Raw genomic sequence first — 16,822 nt, forward strand, 5'->3', positions numbered from 1 at the left:
CTCCTCGATACGGCGCGACCATAGCAAATCGGCAGACCATGGCCAATCTTGGCCGGTTCTCATTCAGGCGCGCTCTTTGGCGAGTTTCTTCAACCACTTCTTGGCCTGCGCCTTGACGTTCTTCGGCGCGGTGCCGCCATAGCTGACGCGGCTTTTCACCGAGCGATCCACCGACAGCACGCTGAACACGTCGCCGGTGATCTTCGGCTCGACCGCCTGCATCTCTTCGAGTGTGAGGCGGTGCAGCGGCACGCCCTTGGCCGAGGCAGCGGCAACGATACGGCCGGTGATGTGATGCGCCTCACGGAACGGAATGTTGAAAGTCCGCACCAGCCAGTCGGCAAGATCGGTGGCGGTGGCGTAACCCTCGCCCGCGGCCTTCTTCATCTTTGCCATGTCGGGGACAAGGTCGCCCACCATGCCGGCCATTGCCGCGATGGCGAGGCTGAGGGCCGAGAGCGCATCCATCACACCTTCCTTGTCCTCCTGCATGTCCTTGGCATAAGCGAGCGGCAGACCCTTCATGACGATCAGCAGGCCGTTGAGCGCGCCGATGATGCGGCCGGTCTTGGCGCGTACCAGTTCGGCGGCGTCCGGATTGCGCTTCTGCGGCATGATCGACGAGCCGGTCGTGAATTTGTCCGACAGCTTGACGAGGCCGGTGAGCGGCGACGTCCAGATGATGATCTCTTCGGCAAAGCGCGACAGATGCATCGCCGTGATCGAAGCGGCCGCCAGCGTCTCCAGCGCGAAATCGCGATCCGACACGGCATCGAGCGAATTGGCGGTCGGCCGGTCGAAGTCGAGCGCCGCCGCGGTCATGTCGCGGTCGAGATCGAACGAGGTGCCGGCGAGCGCGCCGGAACCGAGCGGCGATTCATTGAGGCGCTTGCGCGCATCGGCAAAGCGGCCGCGATCGCGCCCCGCCATTTCGACGTAAGCCAGCAAATGGTGGCCGAATGTCACCGGCTGCGCGGTCTGCAAATGCGTGAAGCCCGGCATCACGGTCGCGGCGTGTTCGAGCGCCCTCTCGGCGAGCGCGATCTGATACAGGCTCAGCGCCGCGTCAAGCGTGTCGATGGTGTCGCGCACCCACAGCTTGAAATCGGTCGCGACCTGGTCGTTGCGCGAGCGCGCGGTGTGCAGCCGCCCTGCCGGCGCGCCGATCATGTCGGTCAGCCGGCTCTCGACGTTCATGTGAATGTCTTCGAGCGCGCGCTTGAACGCAAATTTTCCGCCCTCGATTTCTGACAGGATCGTGTCTAGACCGTGAGCGATCTTTTTCGCATCGTCCGCCGCAATGATGCCTTGCTTGGCCAGCATGTCGGCATGGGCCTTGGAGGCGGCAATGTCCTGGCGGTAGAGATGCCGGTCGAAGTCGATGGAGGCGTTGATTTCCTCCATGATGGCATCGGGACCGGAGGCAAACCGCCCGCCCCACATTTTGTTGCTCATCGTGTCGCTCTAAACTCTGCTCTGTGACGTCATAACCCACCTGCCGAATGCAAAGCCGATCATGACCGAAGCTGCCCGAACCTTCGCCAAGAAACGCCTCGCCATGGTCGTGGCGGGAGGCATAGCCGGCTTGGCCATTGGGCTGGGCGGGGTATACGGGATCAGCACCCTCGTAGGCAATAAAGAGGCGTCCGGCGCCAACGCCGCCTGCCGGCCCGCGGTCGATCTCGCCCGGCTGATCGCACCCTTTGCGCGCGGCGAGGTCGCCGCCGTCAACATGGCCAAGACGCCGCTCAAGGTGCCGGGCTTCGCGTTTCAGGACGCGTCCGGCGCCCGCAAGACCATCGACGATTTCCGCGGCAAGACCGTGCTGCTGAACCTGTGGGCCACCTGGTGCGTGCCCTGCCGCGAGGAAATGCCGACGCTCGAAGCGCTGGAGCAGAAAAAAGGCGGCGCCGATTTCCAGGTGGTCGCGGTCAATATCGACACCCGCGACCCCGAGAAACCGAAAGCCTGGCTCAAGGACGTCGGCATTCACGGGCTGGCTTATTACGCCGATCCAGAAGCCCGGGCGTTTCAGGAGTTGAAAGCCGCCGGCCGCGCCTTCGGCATGCCGACGACGATGCTGATCGACAGCAATGGCTGCGAACTGGGCACCCTGGCCGGCCCCGCCGCCTGGGCGAGCGACGACGCCATCAAGCTGATCGAGGCGGCGATGGCCGGGGCAAAACGCGGCGGCTGACGGCCGGTGTCCCCGCCGCGACTGCGACGTTGCGCCGCCGTTAGCGCGTCGGCACCGGCTTGTCGCCGCGGTAATCGTAGAAGCCGCGTTGCGTCTTGCGACCCAGCCAGCCGGCTTCGACATATTTCACGAGCAGCGGGCACGGCCGATACTTGGAATCGGCGAGCCCCTCATGCAGCACCTGCATGACCGACAGGCAGGTGTCGAGGCCGATGAAGTCAGCGAGCTCGAGCGGCCCCATCGGATGGTGCGCACCGAGGCGCATCGCCGTGTCGATCGCCTCGACGTTACCGACGCCTTCGTACAGCGTGTAGATCGCTTCGTTGATCATCGGCAGCAGAATGCGGTTGACTATGAAGGCCGGGAAATCTTCCGACACCGCGATGGTCTTGTGGAGCTTGGTGACAAAAACCTTGCTGGCGTCGAAAGTGGCATCGTCTGTGGCGATGCCGCGGATCAGCTCGACGAGCTCCATCAGCGGCACCGGATTCATGAAATGGATCCCGATAAAGCGCTCCGGCCGGTCGGTCGACGAGGCCAGACGCGTGATCGAGATCGACGAGGTGTTGGAGGCAACAATGGCCTCCGGCTTCAGGACCGGGCACAAATCGGCGAAGATCTTGCGCTTGGCTTCTTCCTTCTCGACCGCCGACTCGATGACGAGGTCGCAGGCACCGAGATCCTCGATCTTCTCGGCCGGGCCGATGCGCGCCAGAGCCGCCTTGCGCTCGTCTTCCGAGATGGTCTTCTTCGAGACCTGACGGGCCATGTTGCCGTTGATCGTGGCCATGCCAGCCTTGATCCGATCGGGAGAAATGTCGTTGAGCTTCACGTCGAAGCCGGCGAGCGCGCACACATGGGCGATACCGTTGCCCATCTGTCCGGCGCCAATGATCCCGACGGTCTTAATAGTAGCGGTCATTGCTGATCCGATTTGTTGTGTCCCTGACGGGGCGGCCCCATCGCCCCGTATTTACGCCGAACCGAGGCGTTGCGCCACCGGGACAAGGCGCCACGCGCCCGGTCCCGGTGTTGAACACGCATTCCGAAAACGTCAGCGGCCGGCCGTATCAACGTCCGGCCTTGCCCAACTCCTCGGCCAATTCCGGCAGCGCCGTGTACAGATCGGCCACCAGGCCATAATCGGCGACCTGGAAGATCGGGGCCTCTTCGTCCTTGTTGATGGCGACGATGACCTTGGAATCCTTCATGCCCGCCAGATGCTGGATCGCGCCGGAGATACCGACGGCGATGTAGAGTTCCGGCGCCACAACCTTGCCGGTCTGGCCCACCTGCCAGTCATTCGGGGCATAGCCGGCATCGACAGCGGCGCGCGAAGCGCCCATCGCCGCCCCGAGCTTGTCGGCCACCGGCTCGATGTATTTGGTGAAGTTCTCGCGGTTCTGCATCGCCCGGCCACCGGAGATGATGATCTTGGCCGAAGTCAGTTCGGGGCGATCCGACTTCGACAGCTCCTCGCCGACGAAGGACGACACGCCCGGGTCGGCCGCGGCGTTGACGGTTTCGACCGAAGCCGAACCGCCTTCACCCGCCGCCTGGAAGGTCGAGGTGCGCACCGTGATGACCTTCTTGGCATCGGTGGACTTTACCGTCTGGATGGCGTTGCCGGCATAGATCGGACGCTCGAAGGTATCGGGCGACACGACCTTGATGATCTCGGAAACCTGCATGACATCGATGAGCGCGGCGACCCGCGGCATCACGTTCTTGCCGCAGGTGGTCGCCGGGGCGACGAAGGCGTCGTAGCTGCCCGCGAGCGACACGATCAGCGCCGCCAACGGCTCGGCGAGCTGATGCTCGTAGGCCGCGCCATCGGCAAGCAGCACCTTGGCAACGCCGTCGAGCTTGGCGGCGGCATCGGCCGCGGCCTTGGCGTCCTTACCGGCGACAAGGACATGGACGTCGCCGCCCAGTTGCTTTGCAGCGGTGAGCGCCTTGTGGGTGGCATCCTTGAGCGACTTGTTGTCGTGCTCGGCGAGAAGAAGCGTGGCCATGATCAGATTACTCCCGCTTCGTTCTTGAGCTTGGAGACGAGTTCGGCAACCGAGGCGACCTTGACACCGGCCTTGCGGCCCGACGGCTCGGTGGTCTTGATGACTTCGAGGCGCGGCTTGATATCGACGCCGTAGTCGGCGGCGGTCTTGTCCTCGATCGGCTTCTTCTTCGCCTTCATGATGTTCGGCAGCGATGCATACCGCGGCTCGTTGAGGCGAAGATCGGTGGTGACGATGGCCGGACCTTTGAGCTTCACGGTCTGCAGGCCGCCGTCGACCTCACGCGTGACGCTGACGCTGTCGCCGTCGCCGTCGCCGTCGATGGCGAGCTTGGAGGCAAATGTGCCCTGGGCCCAGCCAAGCAGCGCAGCGAGCATCTGGCCGGTCTGATTGGAGTCGTCGTCGATCGCCTGCTTGCCCATGATGACAAGGCCGGGCTGTTCGGCTTCGACGATACCCTTGAGGATCTTGGCGACCGCGAGCGGTTCGACCACGCCATCGGCTTTCACCAGGATGCCGCGATCCGCGCCCATGGCAAGACCGGTGCGGATGGTCTCGGAGGCCTGCTGCGGTCCGATCGACACCACGACGATTTCGGTGGCCTTGCCGGCTTCCTTCAGCCGGATCGCCTCTTCGACGGCGATCTCATCGAAGGGATTCATCGACATCTTGATGTTGGCAAGCTCGACGCCGGAGCCGTCAGCCTTGACGCGAATTTTGACGTTGTAGTCGACAACCCGCTTAACGGGCACGAGAATTTTCATAATGTCTTTCCCGGTCGGGGCTATCAGATAGAATGCGGCCGGAAGCTAATGGCGGCCGTATCGGCATGTCAACGCCTGTGCTGCAGCACAGCAGTATCAACGGTTCTGCCCGGGCGCCCAGAGCACGTCGCTGGCGCCCTTATCGTTGGCGTAACGGCCGGCAACGAACAGATAATCCGACAACCGGTTGACGTATTTGAGCGACGGTTCCGAAACGCCGTCCTGATCATTGTCGCGAAGCTTCACCATGACGCGTTCGGCGCGCCGGCAGACGGTGCGCGCGAGATGCAGGTAAGCGGAAGCCGGGCTGCCGCCAGGCAGAATGAAGGATTTGAGCGGCGCAAGATCGGCGTTGAGCCGGTCGATTTCGCGCTCGACCCAATCGACCTGCGCGTCGGTGACCGTCAGGCGCGCGCCGCCGGGGCCTTTCTCCGCCAAACACAGGTCGGCTTCGACATCGAACAGATCGTTCTGGATGCGCCCCAGCGCGGCATCGAAAGCCTTGTCCGCGGCGGTGTGGAGCCGCACCAGGCCGATGACGGCATTGACCTCGTCCAGGGTGCCATAAGCCTCGACACGCAAATCGTATTTCTTGCGCCTGTCGCCGGAGCCGAGCGCCGTGGTGCCGTCGTCGCCAGTGCGGGTGTAGATGCGGTTCAGGACGACCATTCAGACCCTCGCTCAAGCCTCAGCCGCGCATCACCCAGATCGTCAACATAATGACGACAATGGCGACGAATTGCAGCAGGACTCGCAGCCGCATCAGCTTCTGGGAGCGGTTCGGCGAGCCGCCGCGCATCATGTTGACGAGGCCGAGCACGAGCACAATCCCGACGGCAACGATCGCGGCCGGGACCGCAAAATGGGAGAGAAAATCCGACATGGCCGGCCTCTTATCACCCTCCCCCGGTCCGGGCCAGAGCAGGCCAGACCTGCACACCATACAGCCATGACTCGCCACAAGGTTGCATTTTTTCATGGTTTGATTGTAGCGTGTAGCCGGGTTCTCGGGGCGGGGGAAGCATGGCGCCTATGGTGGAGGAACGACCGGTGCGCCGCTCCATGCCGCCGAGCGCCTTGTGCGCGAGCGGCCCGCGAACCGGCCGCGCGCGCATCGATACCGCCGCCTATCCCGAACTCGATTGCATCTCCGGGCTGCTCCCGGCCGCCACGCTCGATTGGGCCATTCGCCGGGCCGAGCGGGTGGACGTCGGCGCCGACCGCGCACTCATCGCCGCCCGTTTGATCAGCGAGGAAACCTATCTGCGCGCGCTGGGTTCCCAACTCGGGATTGCATTCGAGCCGCTCACTGGGGTCCGTCGCGCCGACTGCCCGCTTGACGACGCGGCCCTGCTCGCCAAGGCGAGCACCGGCATGTTGCCGCTGTCGCGTCGCGACGACCAGCCGGTTGCCGTCGTCGTCGCGCCCCGCGGCCACGCCTCGCGCGGCCTGATCCACCTGATCCGCAGCAACCCGGCAGCCGCCGCCCGCTTTCGCCTCACCACAAACGAGGCCTTCAGCCGCTTTGTGCTGTCCATCGGCGGTGCGGCCCTGACCGACGCGGCAACGAACGATCTCGCTTTACGCTGGCCGGCGATGACAGCCCAATTATGCGGACGCGCGCGCGGAATGGCATTGCCGGCCGGTATCGTCATTCTGACGATCATGGCGGCGATATTTGCGCCTGCAACACTGCTGATCGCCGCCGAATTCTTGCTGTCGGCCGCCTTTATCGCCTGGCTCGTCTTACGTCTCACCGGCGCCTTGATCCGTCATCCCGGCCCACGGCCCACGGATCCGATCCCCGACACCGCACTGCCAGTGTACTCGGTGATCGCCGCGCTTTACCGCGAAGCCACCTCGGTGCCGGGCCTGCTCGCCGCGATCGGCCGCTTCGACTATCCGCCGGAAAAACTCGACGTCATCATTGCAATCGAAGCCGACGACAAGGAAACCCGCGCAGCGCTCCTCGCTACCGCCACGAAGTTTCCTATCACGGTCGTCGCGGTACCGCCCCGCGGACCGCGCACCAAACCCAAGGCGCTCAATGTGGCGCTGCCTTTTGCGCGAGGCGCCTACACGGTCGTCTATGACGCTGAAGACCGGCCGGATCCCGATCAGTTGCGCAATGCGCTGCAGGCCTTTGTCAGCGGCCCTGCTGATCTGGCCTGCGTGCAGGCGCGGCTTTGCATCGACAACTCCGAGGACAGTTGGCTCTCGGCCTATTACACGGCGGAATATGCCGGACAGTTTGACGTATTCATGCCGGGACTGGCGGCGCTCGGCCTGCCGCTGCCGCTCGGCGGTTCGTCCAATCATTTTCACACCGAGACTTTGCGCAAGATCGGCGCCTGGGATCCCTTCAACGTCACGGAAGACGCCGATCTCGGCATGCGCCTCGCGCGCTTCGGCTACCGCACCGGAATGATCGCATCCACGACCTATGAAGAGGCCCCGAACCGCTGCCTCCCCTGGCTGCGCCAGCGCACACGCTGGTTCAAAGGCTGGATGCAGACATGGGTCGTCCACATGAGCCAGCCGGGACGGCTGTGGCGGCAAATGGGACCCACGGGATTCACCGCCTTCCAACTCATGCTCGGCGGCAGCGTGCTGGCCGCACTGGTCCATCCGCTTTTTCTGGCGGCGATGATCGGCACCACGTTCCGGATCGGCAGCGCCCTGAGCGGCGAGCAGATCGCCATTATCGTCGTCGGTGCGCTTTACGGCGCCATGGCGATTCTGGGCTATGCGGGTTCGGCCGTCATCGGGTGGCTGGGGCTGGCGCGCCGCGGCCTGCTGTCATCGGCTTGGGTGCTGATGCTCACGCCGCTGCACTGGATCATTCTGTCGATCGCGGCATGGCGCGCGTTTTATCAACTGTTCGCGGCGCCGTTTGCCTGGGAGAAAACCGATCACGGGCTGGCGCGGTCCTCACGCCGCGCCACGCGCATGGTGCAAGCCCTCACGGAACTCGACCGCAGCCTCAGCAGCGCCAAACGCCGCGGCGAACTGCCAGCCGTCGACGAACGGACTATAAAAACTTCCGCAGATCGGCCGCCGCCTCTTCGGGCGAGCGCTTGAGATTGAACGGTGCGACGAAGCGGCCCTGCTTGTCCATCAGATAGACGATGGCGGTGTGGTCCATGGTGTAGTCGTCGCCTTTGGTCGGAATTTTCTTGGCGTAAACCCGGTAGGCTTTCTCCGCCGCCTCGATCGCTGGCCGATCGCCAGTCGCCGCCGTCATGCGCGGATCGAAGCTCGACAGATAGTCCTTCATCGTCGCCGGCGTATCGCGCTCGGGATCGACCGAGATGAACAACGAATTGACGCGATCGGCATCCTTGCCGAGCACCCTGAACACCTCCGACACCTCGAACAAGGTCGTGGGGCAGACGTCGGGACAATGCGTGAAGCCGAAGAACACCAGAAGCGGTTTGCCCTTGAAGTCTTCGTCCGTAATCGGCTGGCCGTTCTGGTTGATCAGCTTGAAGGGGCCGCCGACCGTCGAACCGGTCGCGACGACATTGTTGCCGAAATTGCCGGTGGCGTACCAAAGCGCCCCCAGAAACACGACGAGACCGGTGAGGAATGCCGCCAGAACGAGCAGCAAGTGAGTGGATCGGGACGTCGACATAGACAGGAATTTTCCATCAGAGGGTGCATTCGGCTGCAATCAGAAACAAGCCGCCAGCCCAGAACGCACCATTTCAAAGAAGACGGCACTACCGAAATAGGCCCATAGGCCAATGGTCAGGGCGAAGATTCCGCCGACAAGCAGCGAGAGCAGCATGGCAGGCCAGGGCATTGACGAGGTTTGCGTCGAAACCGGTACGTCGGTCCCCTGCATGTCGTCCCCTATCGAAACACCGCCGCTCCCAAAAGCCGAGCGGCACTGGAAAGAGCCATTCGCGATACTACTTTCACATAGGGCGGATCGCCGCGCCCCGCAATGACCGGTGGGGATACCACCGCCGTTAACCATGTTCCATTCGCAAGGCAGGAAACCCGGGCTGTTTCGGGACTTTCGTTGACTCAAAAGGTTAAAGCCGTAATGAATGCCCTTCGGCATCAGTTAAGAACTTCTCTCCCTATGGAGCTGTCTATGCGTACCGCTTTGGCCCTTTTTGTCGCCGTCTCGATGTCCACTGTGGGCTCGGCGGCCTGGGCCCAGAACGCGCCCGCCGCGGCGCCGGCAAAATGCGAGAACCCGAACGCGCTGGGCGTTACCCGTGTCGTCGAAATCGACACCACCGGCGGCCCGGGTTTCGGTTTCGAGCACTTCAAGGCTTATGATTTCCTGCGCGACAAGGAAGTCGTGCTCACCTTCGACGACGGCCCGTGGCCGGGCCACACACCGGCGGTGCTGAAGGCGCTGGCCGATCAGTGCACCAAGGCGCTGTTCTTCGCTATCGGCAAGCATGCCGGCTGGCATCCGGAAATTCTCAAGCGCGTCGCTGCCGAAGGTCACACCGTCGGTACGCACACCTGGTCGCACAAGGACCTGTCGCGCATGACACAGGACGAAGCGGTCGCCGAATATGAGAAGGGCCTCGCGGCCGTCAGCATCGCGCTGGGCAACAAGCCGGTGCAGCCGTTCTTTCGTTTCCCGGCGCTGCGTCATCCGCCGGAAATGATGAAGTATCTCGCCGACCGCAACGTCGGCATCTTCTCGACCGACCTCGACTCGTTCGACTTCAAAACCCGCAAGCCCGAGCATGTCATCGCCAACGTGATGAAGAAGCTCGAAAAGAACGGCAAGGGCATCATCCTGATGCACGACTTCCAGCCGGCAACCGCCGCGGCGACGCCCGAGCTGCTCAAGCGTCTCAAGGACGGCGGCTACAAGGTTGTGCAAATCACCGGCAAGACGCCGATCGAGCCGAAGAAGGAATTTGTCGATATGGTGATGAAGGAAATCGGCGGCGGCCTGGAAGAGGCCCGCCCGATGTCGAGCGTCATCAAGACCATCAAGGAAAATTGATCGCCGTCTGTTCGAAAGACCGGCATCCATCGACACGCGGCCGCGCTTCGCGAGAAGCGCGGCCGGTTCATTTTGGGGCCGATCTAAGGCCGCTACAGCCGACCTTGGATAGCCGGGCGGATCTCGCTTGCCTTGCGGCGCCGATTGAGCGCAGACTTGGCTCAGGCCAGCGGATCGAATCATTTCCGCGAGGCCTTCTCCGATTAAAAAGGAATACCCGATGGACGAAGACGTCCGGAAGCCGCTCCGGGCCGCGAAAGACGTGACGCGGCCAGCCACCATCAATCTGCCGAAGAAAGATAAAGCGCCCGAGCCGGAAATGGCGCGCGTCGGCCAGATGCGCCCGACATTGGCGCGATACCGTCTCCAGGTCGACCGTCAGACCAAGGCGACCTTCGCTTCACTCGATGAAGCGCGCATCGCCGGACAGGCGATCAAGAAGTCCTTTCCGGTCGTGCAGGTCTCGATCTACGACGCCGAGCAAAGCAAGCAGGCCAGCCTCGACTGACCGTTCGGCCGGCACGCGGCGCTGTGGCGCGGAACGCATGTCCGCCGGCAGGCGTTGAAGGCGGTGGACCGAAGCTCCGCGGTTCGTCCTCCTGCCAGCATAAGGCCTCGTCATGCCTGACATCGTGACGATCACGATCAATCCTGCCGTCGACATTTTCGTCGATGTCGAGCGCGTCGAACCAATCAGGAAGATGCGCTGCTCGGCGCCCAAACGCGATCCGGGCGGCGGCGGCATTAATGTCGCGCGCGTCGCCTATCGTCTGGGCGGCGACGTCACCGCGATCTATCCGGCCGGCGGCGCTATCGGCAAATTGCTGCAGAAGCTGCTCGACCGCGAAGGGATCGTCAGCATCGCGACGCCGTCCCATGTCGAGACGCGCGAAAACTTCACGGCGTTCGAGACGACCAGCGGCGATCAGTTTCGCTTTGTGCTACCCGGCTCGACGTTGCACCGCGCCGAATGGGAGGCCTGCCTCGACAAGCTGACGACGCTACAGGGCAAGCCGTCTTTCGTCGTCGCCAGCGGCAGCATTCCGCCCGGCGTGCCGGAGGATTTCTTCTCCCGCGTCATCCGCGAGGCCCGCAAACTCGGCGCCCGCACCGTGGTGGATACCTCCGGCGACGCGCTGAAAGAAGCGATTGCCGAAGGCGTCGATATCATCAAGCCGAACCTCAATGAGCTCAGCGAGTTCACCGGCGAAAAGCTCGACAGCGACGCGGCCTGTGTCGCCGCGTGTCGCAAGCTGATCGACGCCGATCGTGTGACGATGGTGGCGCTCACCCTGGGCGGCGACGGCGCGCTGCTGGTGACGAAGGACCGCGCGCTGAAAGCGCAACCGATGAAGATCGACGTCGTCAGCGCAGTCGGCGCCGGCGACAGCTTTCTCGGCGGGCTGGTCTGGGCGCTGGCTCAAGGGCAATCCGAGCACGACGCATTTCGCGTCGCGGTCGCCGCCGGCTCGGCCGCGGTGATGAACCCCGGCACCGAACTGTGCCGCGAGGTTGAGGTCAAGCAGTTGTTGCCGAAGGTCAAGATTGCGGAAATCTCGCTCTGAGCCGCCGCGCTACTTGCTTTCGAGTGCGAACACGCCGTTCCAGTCCGCCGGCGGCGCTTCCTTCTGAAAGCCGGCAATGCGCAAGGTGTAGATATCGACCAACCGGTCGAGACCGAAAGGCTGCACGGCCTGCCGGCAGCGCAAGATCATCTGCTCCGCGGCATCGAAATCCTGGCCGCGATAGGCTTTCAGCATATCGCCGAATACCTGCCGCAGCTGCAGATAAGTCTCACTCTGCGCAACATCGGCGGCGCCCAGCACGGAATAGACCGTTTCCGGCTCGGTCTTGCCCTTCACCGTGATGACGTCGAGCTCCAGGATCGCAAACCGATCGCCAATCGCCTTGGCGGTGTTGCTGCCGATGATAATGCCGACGCCGTAATTCTTGGACTGGCCTTCCAGGCGCGAGGCGAGATTCACGGAATCGCCGAGCACCGAATAATTGAAGCGCAGATCCGAACCCATATTGCCGACAACGCAGCGGCCGGTATTGATGCCGATGCCGATCTTAATCGGAATGAAACGCTGACCGCCCGCTTCGGCCTCCTTCTCGCGCTGCGCGTTGAGAATGTCGACTCGGCGCAGCATTTCCAGCGCCGCGGCGCAGGCGTGCGCCTCGTGATCGTTGTCCGTGAGTGGCGCATTCCAGAACGCCATGACGGCATCGCCGATATACTTGTCGATGGTGCCGTGGTTCTCGATGATCGCGTTGGTGAGCGGCGTCAGGAAGTTGTTCATCAGGGTGGTGAGGCCCTGTGGATCGTCCTTGTACAGTTCGGAAATGGTGGTGAAGCCGCGCACGTCCGAGAACATGATCGACATGTTACGGTCTTCGCCGCCGAGCGTCAGCGTCTCGTGCGATTGGGCGAGCTGGGCCACCAGTTCCGGCGACAAATACTGCCCGAACGCAGTGCGGATGCGGTGACGCTGCAGTTGCTCGCGGAAGTAATTTGTGAAGATCAGCGTCAGATAGATCAGGAATGTCGCCAGCAGCGGAAAGGTCGCGTCGATCAGTATGCGCTGTTGCGTGAACAGAACCCACGAGCCGGCCAGGATCGCCGCTGAGACCAGCGCGCCGAGGCCGAGCATCATGGCCGCGCCGAGCACGGGGCCGAGCGCGATGATGGTCAAGCCGAACAGCGTGGCGACGACGAGTTCCGCGCCGATCGCGTAGCTCGGGCGCGTCAACACCGATTTCGACAGGATGCTCTCCAGCACCTGGGCATGGACCTCGACGCCGGACATCGCCGGGTCGATCGGCGTCGCCTTGATGTCGCGCAGGCCCACAGCCGAAGTACCGACGAGCACCAGCTTGCGCGCAATGCGTTCCGGCGGCACGCGGCCTTCGAGCACATCCCGGGCCGAGACGTAACGGCCGGCATCATAGGGTGCGAAATGAACCCAGAGCTGGCCCTGCCCGTCGGTCGGCATGTCGAGCGCCGGAATGGCGACGCTGCGCACGCCGGCCGGACCGCTGTTGACGCGGAAGGCGCTGGCACGCGTCACCACGCGCAACATGTCCAGCGTCAGGGACGGCATCAGCGTGTCCTGCGCGTTCATCAGCATCGGCACGCGGCGCACGATGCCGTCGGCTTCGGGCTGCATGGTCAGCATGCCGCGGCCGGCCGCCGCCTGCTCCAGCACCGGCAGATTGCCGATGAGGCCGGGGTAATTGAGCAGGAAGCGGCGCGGATCAGGGCCAATCATCGCGAAGCCGACCGATGGCGGCTTGGCGGCGCCATCCGGCAGATGATGCCCGGATTCGCCGAGTACAACGCGCGAGGCCCGCATCGCTTCGGCGAACACCGCGTCATTATCCGGCAGCTTGCGCAACTCATCGCGGGTGGCGGCATCGAGATTGCGGAAGCTGTCGGCGGCAACGGCCGGCGACATTCGATCCGGCTCGGCGAAGATGATGTCGTAGGCGACCACCGCGGCACCGAGACGCGTGAGCTTGTTATTGAGATCGGCCAGCAAGGTGCGCGGCCATGGCCATTGCCCCAGCGCCTTCAAACTCGCCTCGTCGATGTCGACGATGACCGCCGGGCGCAACGTGGCCTCGCGCGGCTTGATGCGTTGATAGAGATCGAAGGTGCGGCTGCGCAAGGCTTCGAGCGGCGCCGGATCGGCGATGCGCAGCGTAACGAGCGCCGCCATCAGGACGAGGCTGACCGCCCGGCCAACGCCGAACCAGCGCCCGATTCGCCCAAGGATCTTCATGCTATTTCTCGCGGAAGGCGCGCATGAACTGATCGTAGAGCGGCTTCATCAGATAGGAGATGACGGTGCGCTCGCCGGTCTGCACGAAGGCCTCCACCGGCATGCCGGGCAGCAACTTCAACTCGCCGAGCTTCTTCAGTTCCTCCGGCGGCAGGCCGACGCGAATGGTGTAAAAGCTCAGCCCTGTGCGCGGGTCGGTCGAGGTGTCCGCCGACACCCGCGTCACTTCACCATCGATTTCCGGTGTGGTGCGGGTGTTGAAAGCCGAGAAGCGCAACACCGCGTGCTGGCCGACCTTAACCTGCGCGATGTCCTGCGGCTGCACCTTGGCTTCGACCTGCAACCGGTCATTATCCGGCACGATATACATGATCGGATCGGACGCGGAGATGACGCCGCCGATCGTATGCACCGCCGACTGGAACACGAAGCCGGTCTGCGGCGCGCGGATATCGACGCGGCGCAACTGGTCCTCGGCGGTGATCTTGCGCTCGACGAATTCGCCGATCTTGCCGTCGGTCTCGCGCAGTTCCTTGGCGACCTCGCTCGACAGGTTCTGGTCGATCTGAATGATCTGCAAACGGATCTCGGCGATCTTGCCGCGTGACTGCGCCGCGACCGCCAGCAGTTGCGCGCGCTCGCCGCCGAGCCGCGCCATCTCGCGCTCGAGCTGCGTGAGGCGCGAGAGCTGCACCAGATTCTTGTTATAAAGCTCGCGCACGCCGATGAGTTCGCGGCCGATCAGCTCGATCTCCTGGGCCTTGGCCGCTTGCTGCGCCTCGATGCCGCCGATCTCCTGTTCGAGTTGGGCGACGCGCTGGCCAAGCTGCGCCTTCTGGCCGGTGCGCTCGGTGCGGCGTAGCTCAAACAGCTTCTGCTCACTGGCCAGGGTCGCGGCAATATCAGCATCCTTGGCGCGCGCCACCAGATCCGGCGCAAAGGCGATGGCCTCGGCGCCATCGCGCTCGGCCTCGAGCCGCGCCTTGCGCGCCAGTTGCTGATCCAGCCCCTTGGCGACGATGGCGAGGTTGGCGCGCATCACGGTCTCGTCGAGCCGCACCAGCACATCGCCCGCCTTGACGCGGTCGCCATCGCGCACGCGCAATTCGCCGACAATGCCGCCGGTGGGATGCTGCACCTTCTGCACGTTCTGATCGACCACGACCGAGCCCTGCGCGATCAGCGCACCCGACAGCTTCACGGTCGCCGCCCAGCCGCCAACGCCGCCGCCGAGCAGGATGACGATCATCAGGCCGACGATCAGATGACGCCGGATCGAAGCGCGCGCTGCCGATGGCATCGGGGCTGTGCCGGTCATGCGCTGGCTCCGCCTTCCGAGCGTGCCGTGATCGGCGTCGCGGCGGCAACACCAGGCGGCCGCTGCAGCACCTTGGCCAGTACTTCGTCCTTCGGGCCGAGCGCCTGGACGCGGCCCTGGTTGAGCATGAGAATCTGATCGACGCCGGCGATCGCACTCGGCCGATGGGCGATGACGATGACGATGCCCTTGCGCTCGCGAATGCCAAGAATCGCACGCGTCAGCGCGGTGTCACCGTCGGCATCCAGATGCGAGTTCGGCTCGTCGAGCACAACGAGAAACGGATTGCGATAAACGGCGCGGGCGAGCGCGACGCGCTGCGCCTGTCCCGCCGAAAGCGCGTCGCCATGTTCGCCGACGGGCGTCTCATAGCCCTGCGGCAGCGCCACGATCATCTCGTGCACGCCAACGGCCTTGGCGGCGGCAATCACTGCATTGCCGTCCGGCTTATCCTCGAAGCGCGCGATGTTCTCGGCCACCGTGCCGGTCATCAGTTCGACGTCCTGCGGCAGGTAGCCGATATGGGGCCCTAGTTGCTCGGACGACCACTGATCGAGCGCGGCGCCGTCGAGGCGCACCTTACCGCGCGCCGATGGCCAGACACCGACGAGGACACGCGCCAGCGACGACTTGCCGGAGCCGCTCGGACCGATGATGCCGAGCCCCTGCCCGGCGTCGAGCTTGAAAGCGATCTCCTGCACCAGCACCTTGTTCGTGCCCGGCGCGGTTGCGGCAACGCCTTCGACGGCAAGCCGGTGCGACGGCGCCGGCAGCGCCATCGGCTGCTGTTGGGCCGGCATGGCCTCGAGCAGATTGTTCAGCCGCTTCCAGCTCTGCCGGGCGGCGACAAAGCCCTTCCAATTGGCGATGGCGAGATCGACCGGCGCGAGCGCGCGGGCGCTCAGGATCGAGCTGGCAATGATGATCCCGGCACTCGCCTGCTGATTGATGACAAGCCAGGCGCCGACCGCCAGCACGCCGGACTGCAAGAGCATGCGCAGCACCTTGGACGCGGAGCCGAGACCGCCGCCGATGTCGCTGGTCTGTTGCTGGCTGGCGAGATAGCGGCGGTTGGCGTTCGCCCAGCGCGCCGCCATACGCGGCAGCATGCCCATCGCGATCAGCACCTCGGCATTGCGCCGGCTCGCTTCGGCGATGTTGCTGCGGGCTGCCGCGGCCTCAATCACCGCTTTTGACGGCGCCTGCGTCATCACCTCGGTGGCCACGGTCAGCGCGATGAGAACGATTGCGCCGCCAAGCGCCGTGAGACCGATCAGCGGATGGAAGATGAAGCAGATAGCGAGGTAGAGCGGGATCCACGGCAGGTCGAAGAGCGCCACCGGCCCAAGACCCGAAAGATAGGAGCGCACGGCGTCGAGATCGCGCAGCGGCTGGTTGCCGTCGCCGCGCGTGCCGATCCGCAAAGGCAGGCGCACCAAAGTGTCATAGACGCGGCCGCTCAGGGATTCATCGAGCGCGGCGCCGACACGGGCCAGAATGCGTGCGCGGATCGCGTCGAGCACGCCGAGCGCGGCGAACAACACCACCACGAGCACGAGCAGGCCGACGAGCGTCGGCACACTGCGACTCGGCAGCACGCGGTCATAGACCTCGAGCATGAACAGGGCGCCGGTGAGCATGAGGATGTTGCTCATGCCGGAGATCAGCCCGGTGCCGATGAACGCGCCGCGGCAGGCCGCGAGCGCAGCCGAGAGTTCGGAGCGGAGCTTGGGTGACCGGTGTCCGGCTTGCATCAGCCGAT

The 16,822-nt window shown here is 64.2% G+C and carries 16 protein-coding genes; 5 read left to right on the forward strand and 11 right to left on the reverse strand.

What is annotated here, in order from left to right:
• Window positions 1-63: 63 nt before the first annotated feature.
• Window positions 64-1,455, reverse strand: a complete 1,392-nt coding sequence (gene argH, locus DXH78_RS02375; RefSeq protein ID WP_115515556.1) for an argininosuccinate lyase — start codon at window positions 1,453-1,455, stop codon at window positions 64-66.
• 61 nt (window positions 1,456-1,516) lie between these two features.
• On the opposite strand from argH, the gene tlpA reads away from it, so the two are divergent.
• Window positions 1,517-2,197 (forward strand): thiol:disulfide interchange protein TlpA, encoded by a 681-nt coding sequence (gene tlpA / locus DXH78_RS02380; RefSeq protein WP_115515557.1) that lies wholly within the window; start codon window positions 1,517-1,519, stop codon window positions 2,195-2,197.
• A 40-nt stretch (window positions 2,198-2,237) separates the two neighbouring features.
• On the opposite strand, the gene DXH78_RS02385 is transcribed toward tlpA, so the two are convergent.
• From DXH78_RS02385 to DXH78_RS02405, 5 genes are all read right to left on the reverse strand, one after another.
• Complete coding sequence (locus tag DXH78_RS02385; protein WP_115515558.1) at window positions 2,238-3,119, reverse strand: 3-hydroxybutyryl-CoA dehydrogenase; 882 nt, start codon at window positions 3,117-3,119, stop codon at window positions 2,238-2,240.
• Between the two features lie 148 nt (window positions 3,120-3,267).
• On the reverse strand, window positions 3,268-4,212 hold the full coding sequence (locus tag DXH78_RS02390) for an electron transfer flavoprotein subunit alpha/FixB family protein (RefSeq protein ID WP_115515559.1): 945 nt from the start codon (window positions 4,210-4,212) through the stop codon (window positions 3,268-3,270).
• A gap of 2 nt (window positions 4,213-4,214) precedes the next feature.
• The gene (locus tag DXH78_RS02395; RefSeq protein ID WP_115515560.1) at window positions 4,215-4,976 is read right to left on the reverse strand and encodes an electron transfer flavoprotein subunit beta/FixA family protein; all 762 of its coding nucleotides are present in this window, start codon (window positions 4,974-4,976) and stop codon (window positions 4,215-4,217) included.
• Window positions 4,977-5,072: 96 nt separating this feature from the next.
• Complete coding sequence (locus DXH78_RS02400; protein WP_115515561.1) at window positions 5,073-5,645, reverse strand: cob(I)yrinic acid a,c-diamide adenosyltransferase; 573 nt, start codon at window positions 5,643-5,645, stop codon at window positions 5,073-5,075.
• A 19-nt stretch (window positions 5,646-5,664) separates the two neighbouring features.
• On the reverse strand, window positions 5,665-5,859 hold the full coding sequence (locus DXH78_RS02405) for a twin transmembrane helix small protein (protein WP_115515562.1): 195 nt from the start codon (window positions 5,857-5,859) through the stop codon (window positions 5,665-5,667).
• A 167-nt stretch (window positions 5,860-6,026) separates the two neighbouring features.
• Here DXH78_RS02405 and DXH78_RS02410 point away from each other — a divergent pair, with 167 nt between their 5' ends.
• Window positions 6,027-8,057 carry a glycosyltransferase family 2 protein gene (locus DXH78_RS02410; RefSeq protein ID WP_210209495.1) on the forward strand — a complete coding sequence of 677 codons (2,031 nt, stop codon included), beginning with the start codon at window positions 6,027-6,029 and terminating at the stop codon, window positions 8,055-8,057.
• Here DXH78_RS02410 and DXH78_RS02415 read toward each other — a convergent pair.
• Together DXH78_RS02415 and DXH78_RS19580 are read right to left on the reverse strand one after the other, a co-directional pair.
• Window positions 8,008-8,610, reverse strand: coding sequence for an SCO family protein (locus DXH78_RS02415; protein ID WP_115515564.1), 603 nt, complete (start codon window positions 8,608-8,610; stop codon window positions 8,008-8,010). The two genes, DXH78_RS02410 and DXH78_RS02415, sit on opposite strands and share 50 nt — an antisense overlap.
• A 39-nt stretch (window positions 8,611-8,649) precedes the next feature.
• A complete protein-coding gene (locus DXH78_RS19580) occupies window positions 8,650-9,045 on the reverse strand; it encodes a hypothetical protein (RefSeq protein ID WP_147292560.1) in 396 nt (131 codons plus the stop codon).
• 33 nt (window positions 9,046-9,078) lie between these two features.
• On the opposite strand from DXH78_RS19580, the gene DXH78_RS02420 reads away from it, so the two are divergent.
• The 3 genes from DXH78_RS02420 (at window position 9,079) to DXH78_RS02430 (ending at window position 11,522) form a co-directional block, all read left to right on the forward strand.
• The gene (locus DXH78_RS02420) at window positions 9,079-9,957 is read left to right on the forward strand and encodes a polysaccharide deacetylase family protein (protein WP_115517681.1); all 879 of its coding nucleotides are present in this window, start codon (window positions 9,079-9,081) and stop codon (window positions 9,955-9,957) included.
• Window positions 9,958-10,177: 220 nt separating this feature from the next.
• Window positions 10,178-10,465, forward strand: a complete 288-nt coding sequence (locus tag DXH78_RS02425) for a hypothetical protein (protein WP_115515565.1) — start codon at window positions 10,178-10,180, stop codon at window positions 10,463-10,465.
• 112 nt (window positions 10,466-10,577) lie between these two features.
• The gene (locus DXH78_RS02430) at window positions 10,578-11,522 is read left to right on the forward strand and encodes a 1-phosphofructokinase family hexose kinase (RefSeq protein WP_115515566.1); all 945 of its coding nucleotides are present in this window, start codon (window positions 10,578-10,580) and stop codon (window positions 11,520-11,522) included.
• Between the two features lie 9 nt (window positions 11,523-11,531).
• On the opposite strand, the gene DXH78_RS02435 is transcribed toward DXH78_RS02430, so the two are convergent.
• From DXH78_RS02435 to DXH78_RS02445, 3 genes are read right to left on the reverse strand one after another with little or no spacing between them, the layout of a single operon-like run.
• Window positions 11,532-13,742: a CHASE2 domain-containing protein gene (locus DXH78_RS02435; protein ID WP_115515567.1), complete on the reverse strand. Its 2,211-nt coding sequence runs from the start codon at window positions 13,740-13,742 to the stop codon at window positions 11,532-11,534.
• A 1-nt stretch (window position 13,743) separates the two neighbouring features.
• A complete protein-coding gene (locus DXH78_RS02440; RefSeq protein WP_115515568.1) occupies window positions 13,744-15,060 on the reverse strand; it encodes an HlyD family type I secretion periplasmic adaptor subunit in 1,317 nt (438 codons plus the stop codon).
• On the reverse strand, window positions 15,057-16,814 hold the full coding sequence (locus DXH78_RS02445) for a type I secretion system permease/ATPase (protein ID WP_115515569.1): 1,758 nt from the start codon (window positions 16,812-16,814) through the stop codon (window positions 15,057-15,059). Before DXH78_RS02445 ends, DXH78_RS02440 begins: the two co-directional genes overlap by 4 nt.
• Between the last annotated feature and the right edge of the window lie 8 nt (window positions 16,815-16,822).

Source organism: Undibacter mobilis (assembly GCF_003367195.1).
Classification (GTDB): Bacteria; Pseudomonadota; Alphaproteobacteria; order Rhizobiales; family Xanthobacteraceae; genus Pseudolabrys; species Pseudolabrys mobilis.

Excerpts from the sequence above, each read along its gene's own strand:
- tlpA (WP_115515557.1), top strand. The coding sequence starts at position 1,517 with ATGACCGAAGCTGCCCGAACCTTCGCCAAGAAACGCCTCGCCATGGTC.
- DXH78_RS19580 (WP_147292560.1), bottom strand. The coding sequence starts at position 9,045 with ATGCCGAAGGGCATTCATTACGGCTTTAACCTTTTGAGTCAACGAAAG.
- DXH78_RS02435 (WP_115515567.1), bottom strand. The coding sequence starts at position 13,742 with ATGAAGATCCTTGGGCGAATCGGGCGCTGGTTCGGCGTTGGCCGGGCG.
- DXH78_RS02430 (WP_115515566.1), top strand. The coding sequence starts at position 10,578 with ATGCCTGACATCGTGACGATCACGATCAATCCTGCCGTCGACATTTTC.
- DXH78_RS02400 (WP_115515561.1), bottom strand. The coding sequence starts at position 5,645 with ATGGTCGTCCTGAACCGCATCTACACCCGCACTGGCGACGACGGCACC.
- DXH78_RS02385 (WP_115515558.1), bottom strand. The coding sequence starts at position 3,119 with ATGACCGCTACTATTAAGACCGTCGGGATCATTGGCGCCGGACAGATG.
- DXH78_RS02440 (WP_115515568.1), bottom strand. The coding sequence starts at position 15,060 with ATGACCGGCACAGCCCCGATGCCATCGGCAGCGCGCGCTTCGATCCGG.
- DXH78_RS02405 (WP_115515562.1), bottom strand. The coding sequence starts at position 5,859 with ATGTCGGATTTTCTCTCCCATTTTGCGGTCCCGGCCGCGATCGTTGCC.
- DXH78_RS02415 (WP_115515564.1), bottom strand. The coding sequence starts at position 8,610 with ATGTCGACGTCCCGATCCACTCACTTGCTGCTCGTTCTGGCGGCATTC.
- argH (WP_115515556.1), bottom strand. The coding sequence starts at position 1,455 with ATGAGCAACAAAATGTGGGGCGGGCGGTTTGCCTCCGGTCCCGATGCC.
- DXH78_RS02420 (WP_115517681.1), top strand. The coding sequence starts at position 9,079 with ATGCGTACCGCTTTGGCCCTTTTTGTCGCCGTCTCGATGTCCACTGTG.
- DXH78_RS02425 (WP_115515565.1), top strand. The coding sequence starts at position 10,178 with ATGGACGAAGACGTCCGGAAGCCGCTCCGGGCCGCGAAAGACGTGACG.
- DXH78_RS02390 (WP_115515559.1), bottom strand. The coding sequence starts at position 4,212 with ATGGCCACGCTTCTTCTCGCCGAGCACGACAACAAGTCGCTCAAGGAT.
- DXH78_RS02445 (WP_115515569.1), bottom strand. The coding sequence starts at position 16,814 with ATGCAAGCCGGACACCGGTCACCCAAGCTCCGCTCCGAACTCTCGGCT.
- DXH78_RS02395 (WP_115515560.1), bottom strand. The coding sequence starts at position 4,976 with ATGAAAATTCTCGTGCCCGTTAAGCGGGTTGTCGACTACAACGTCAAA.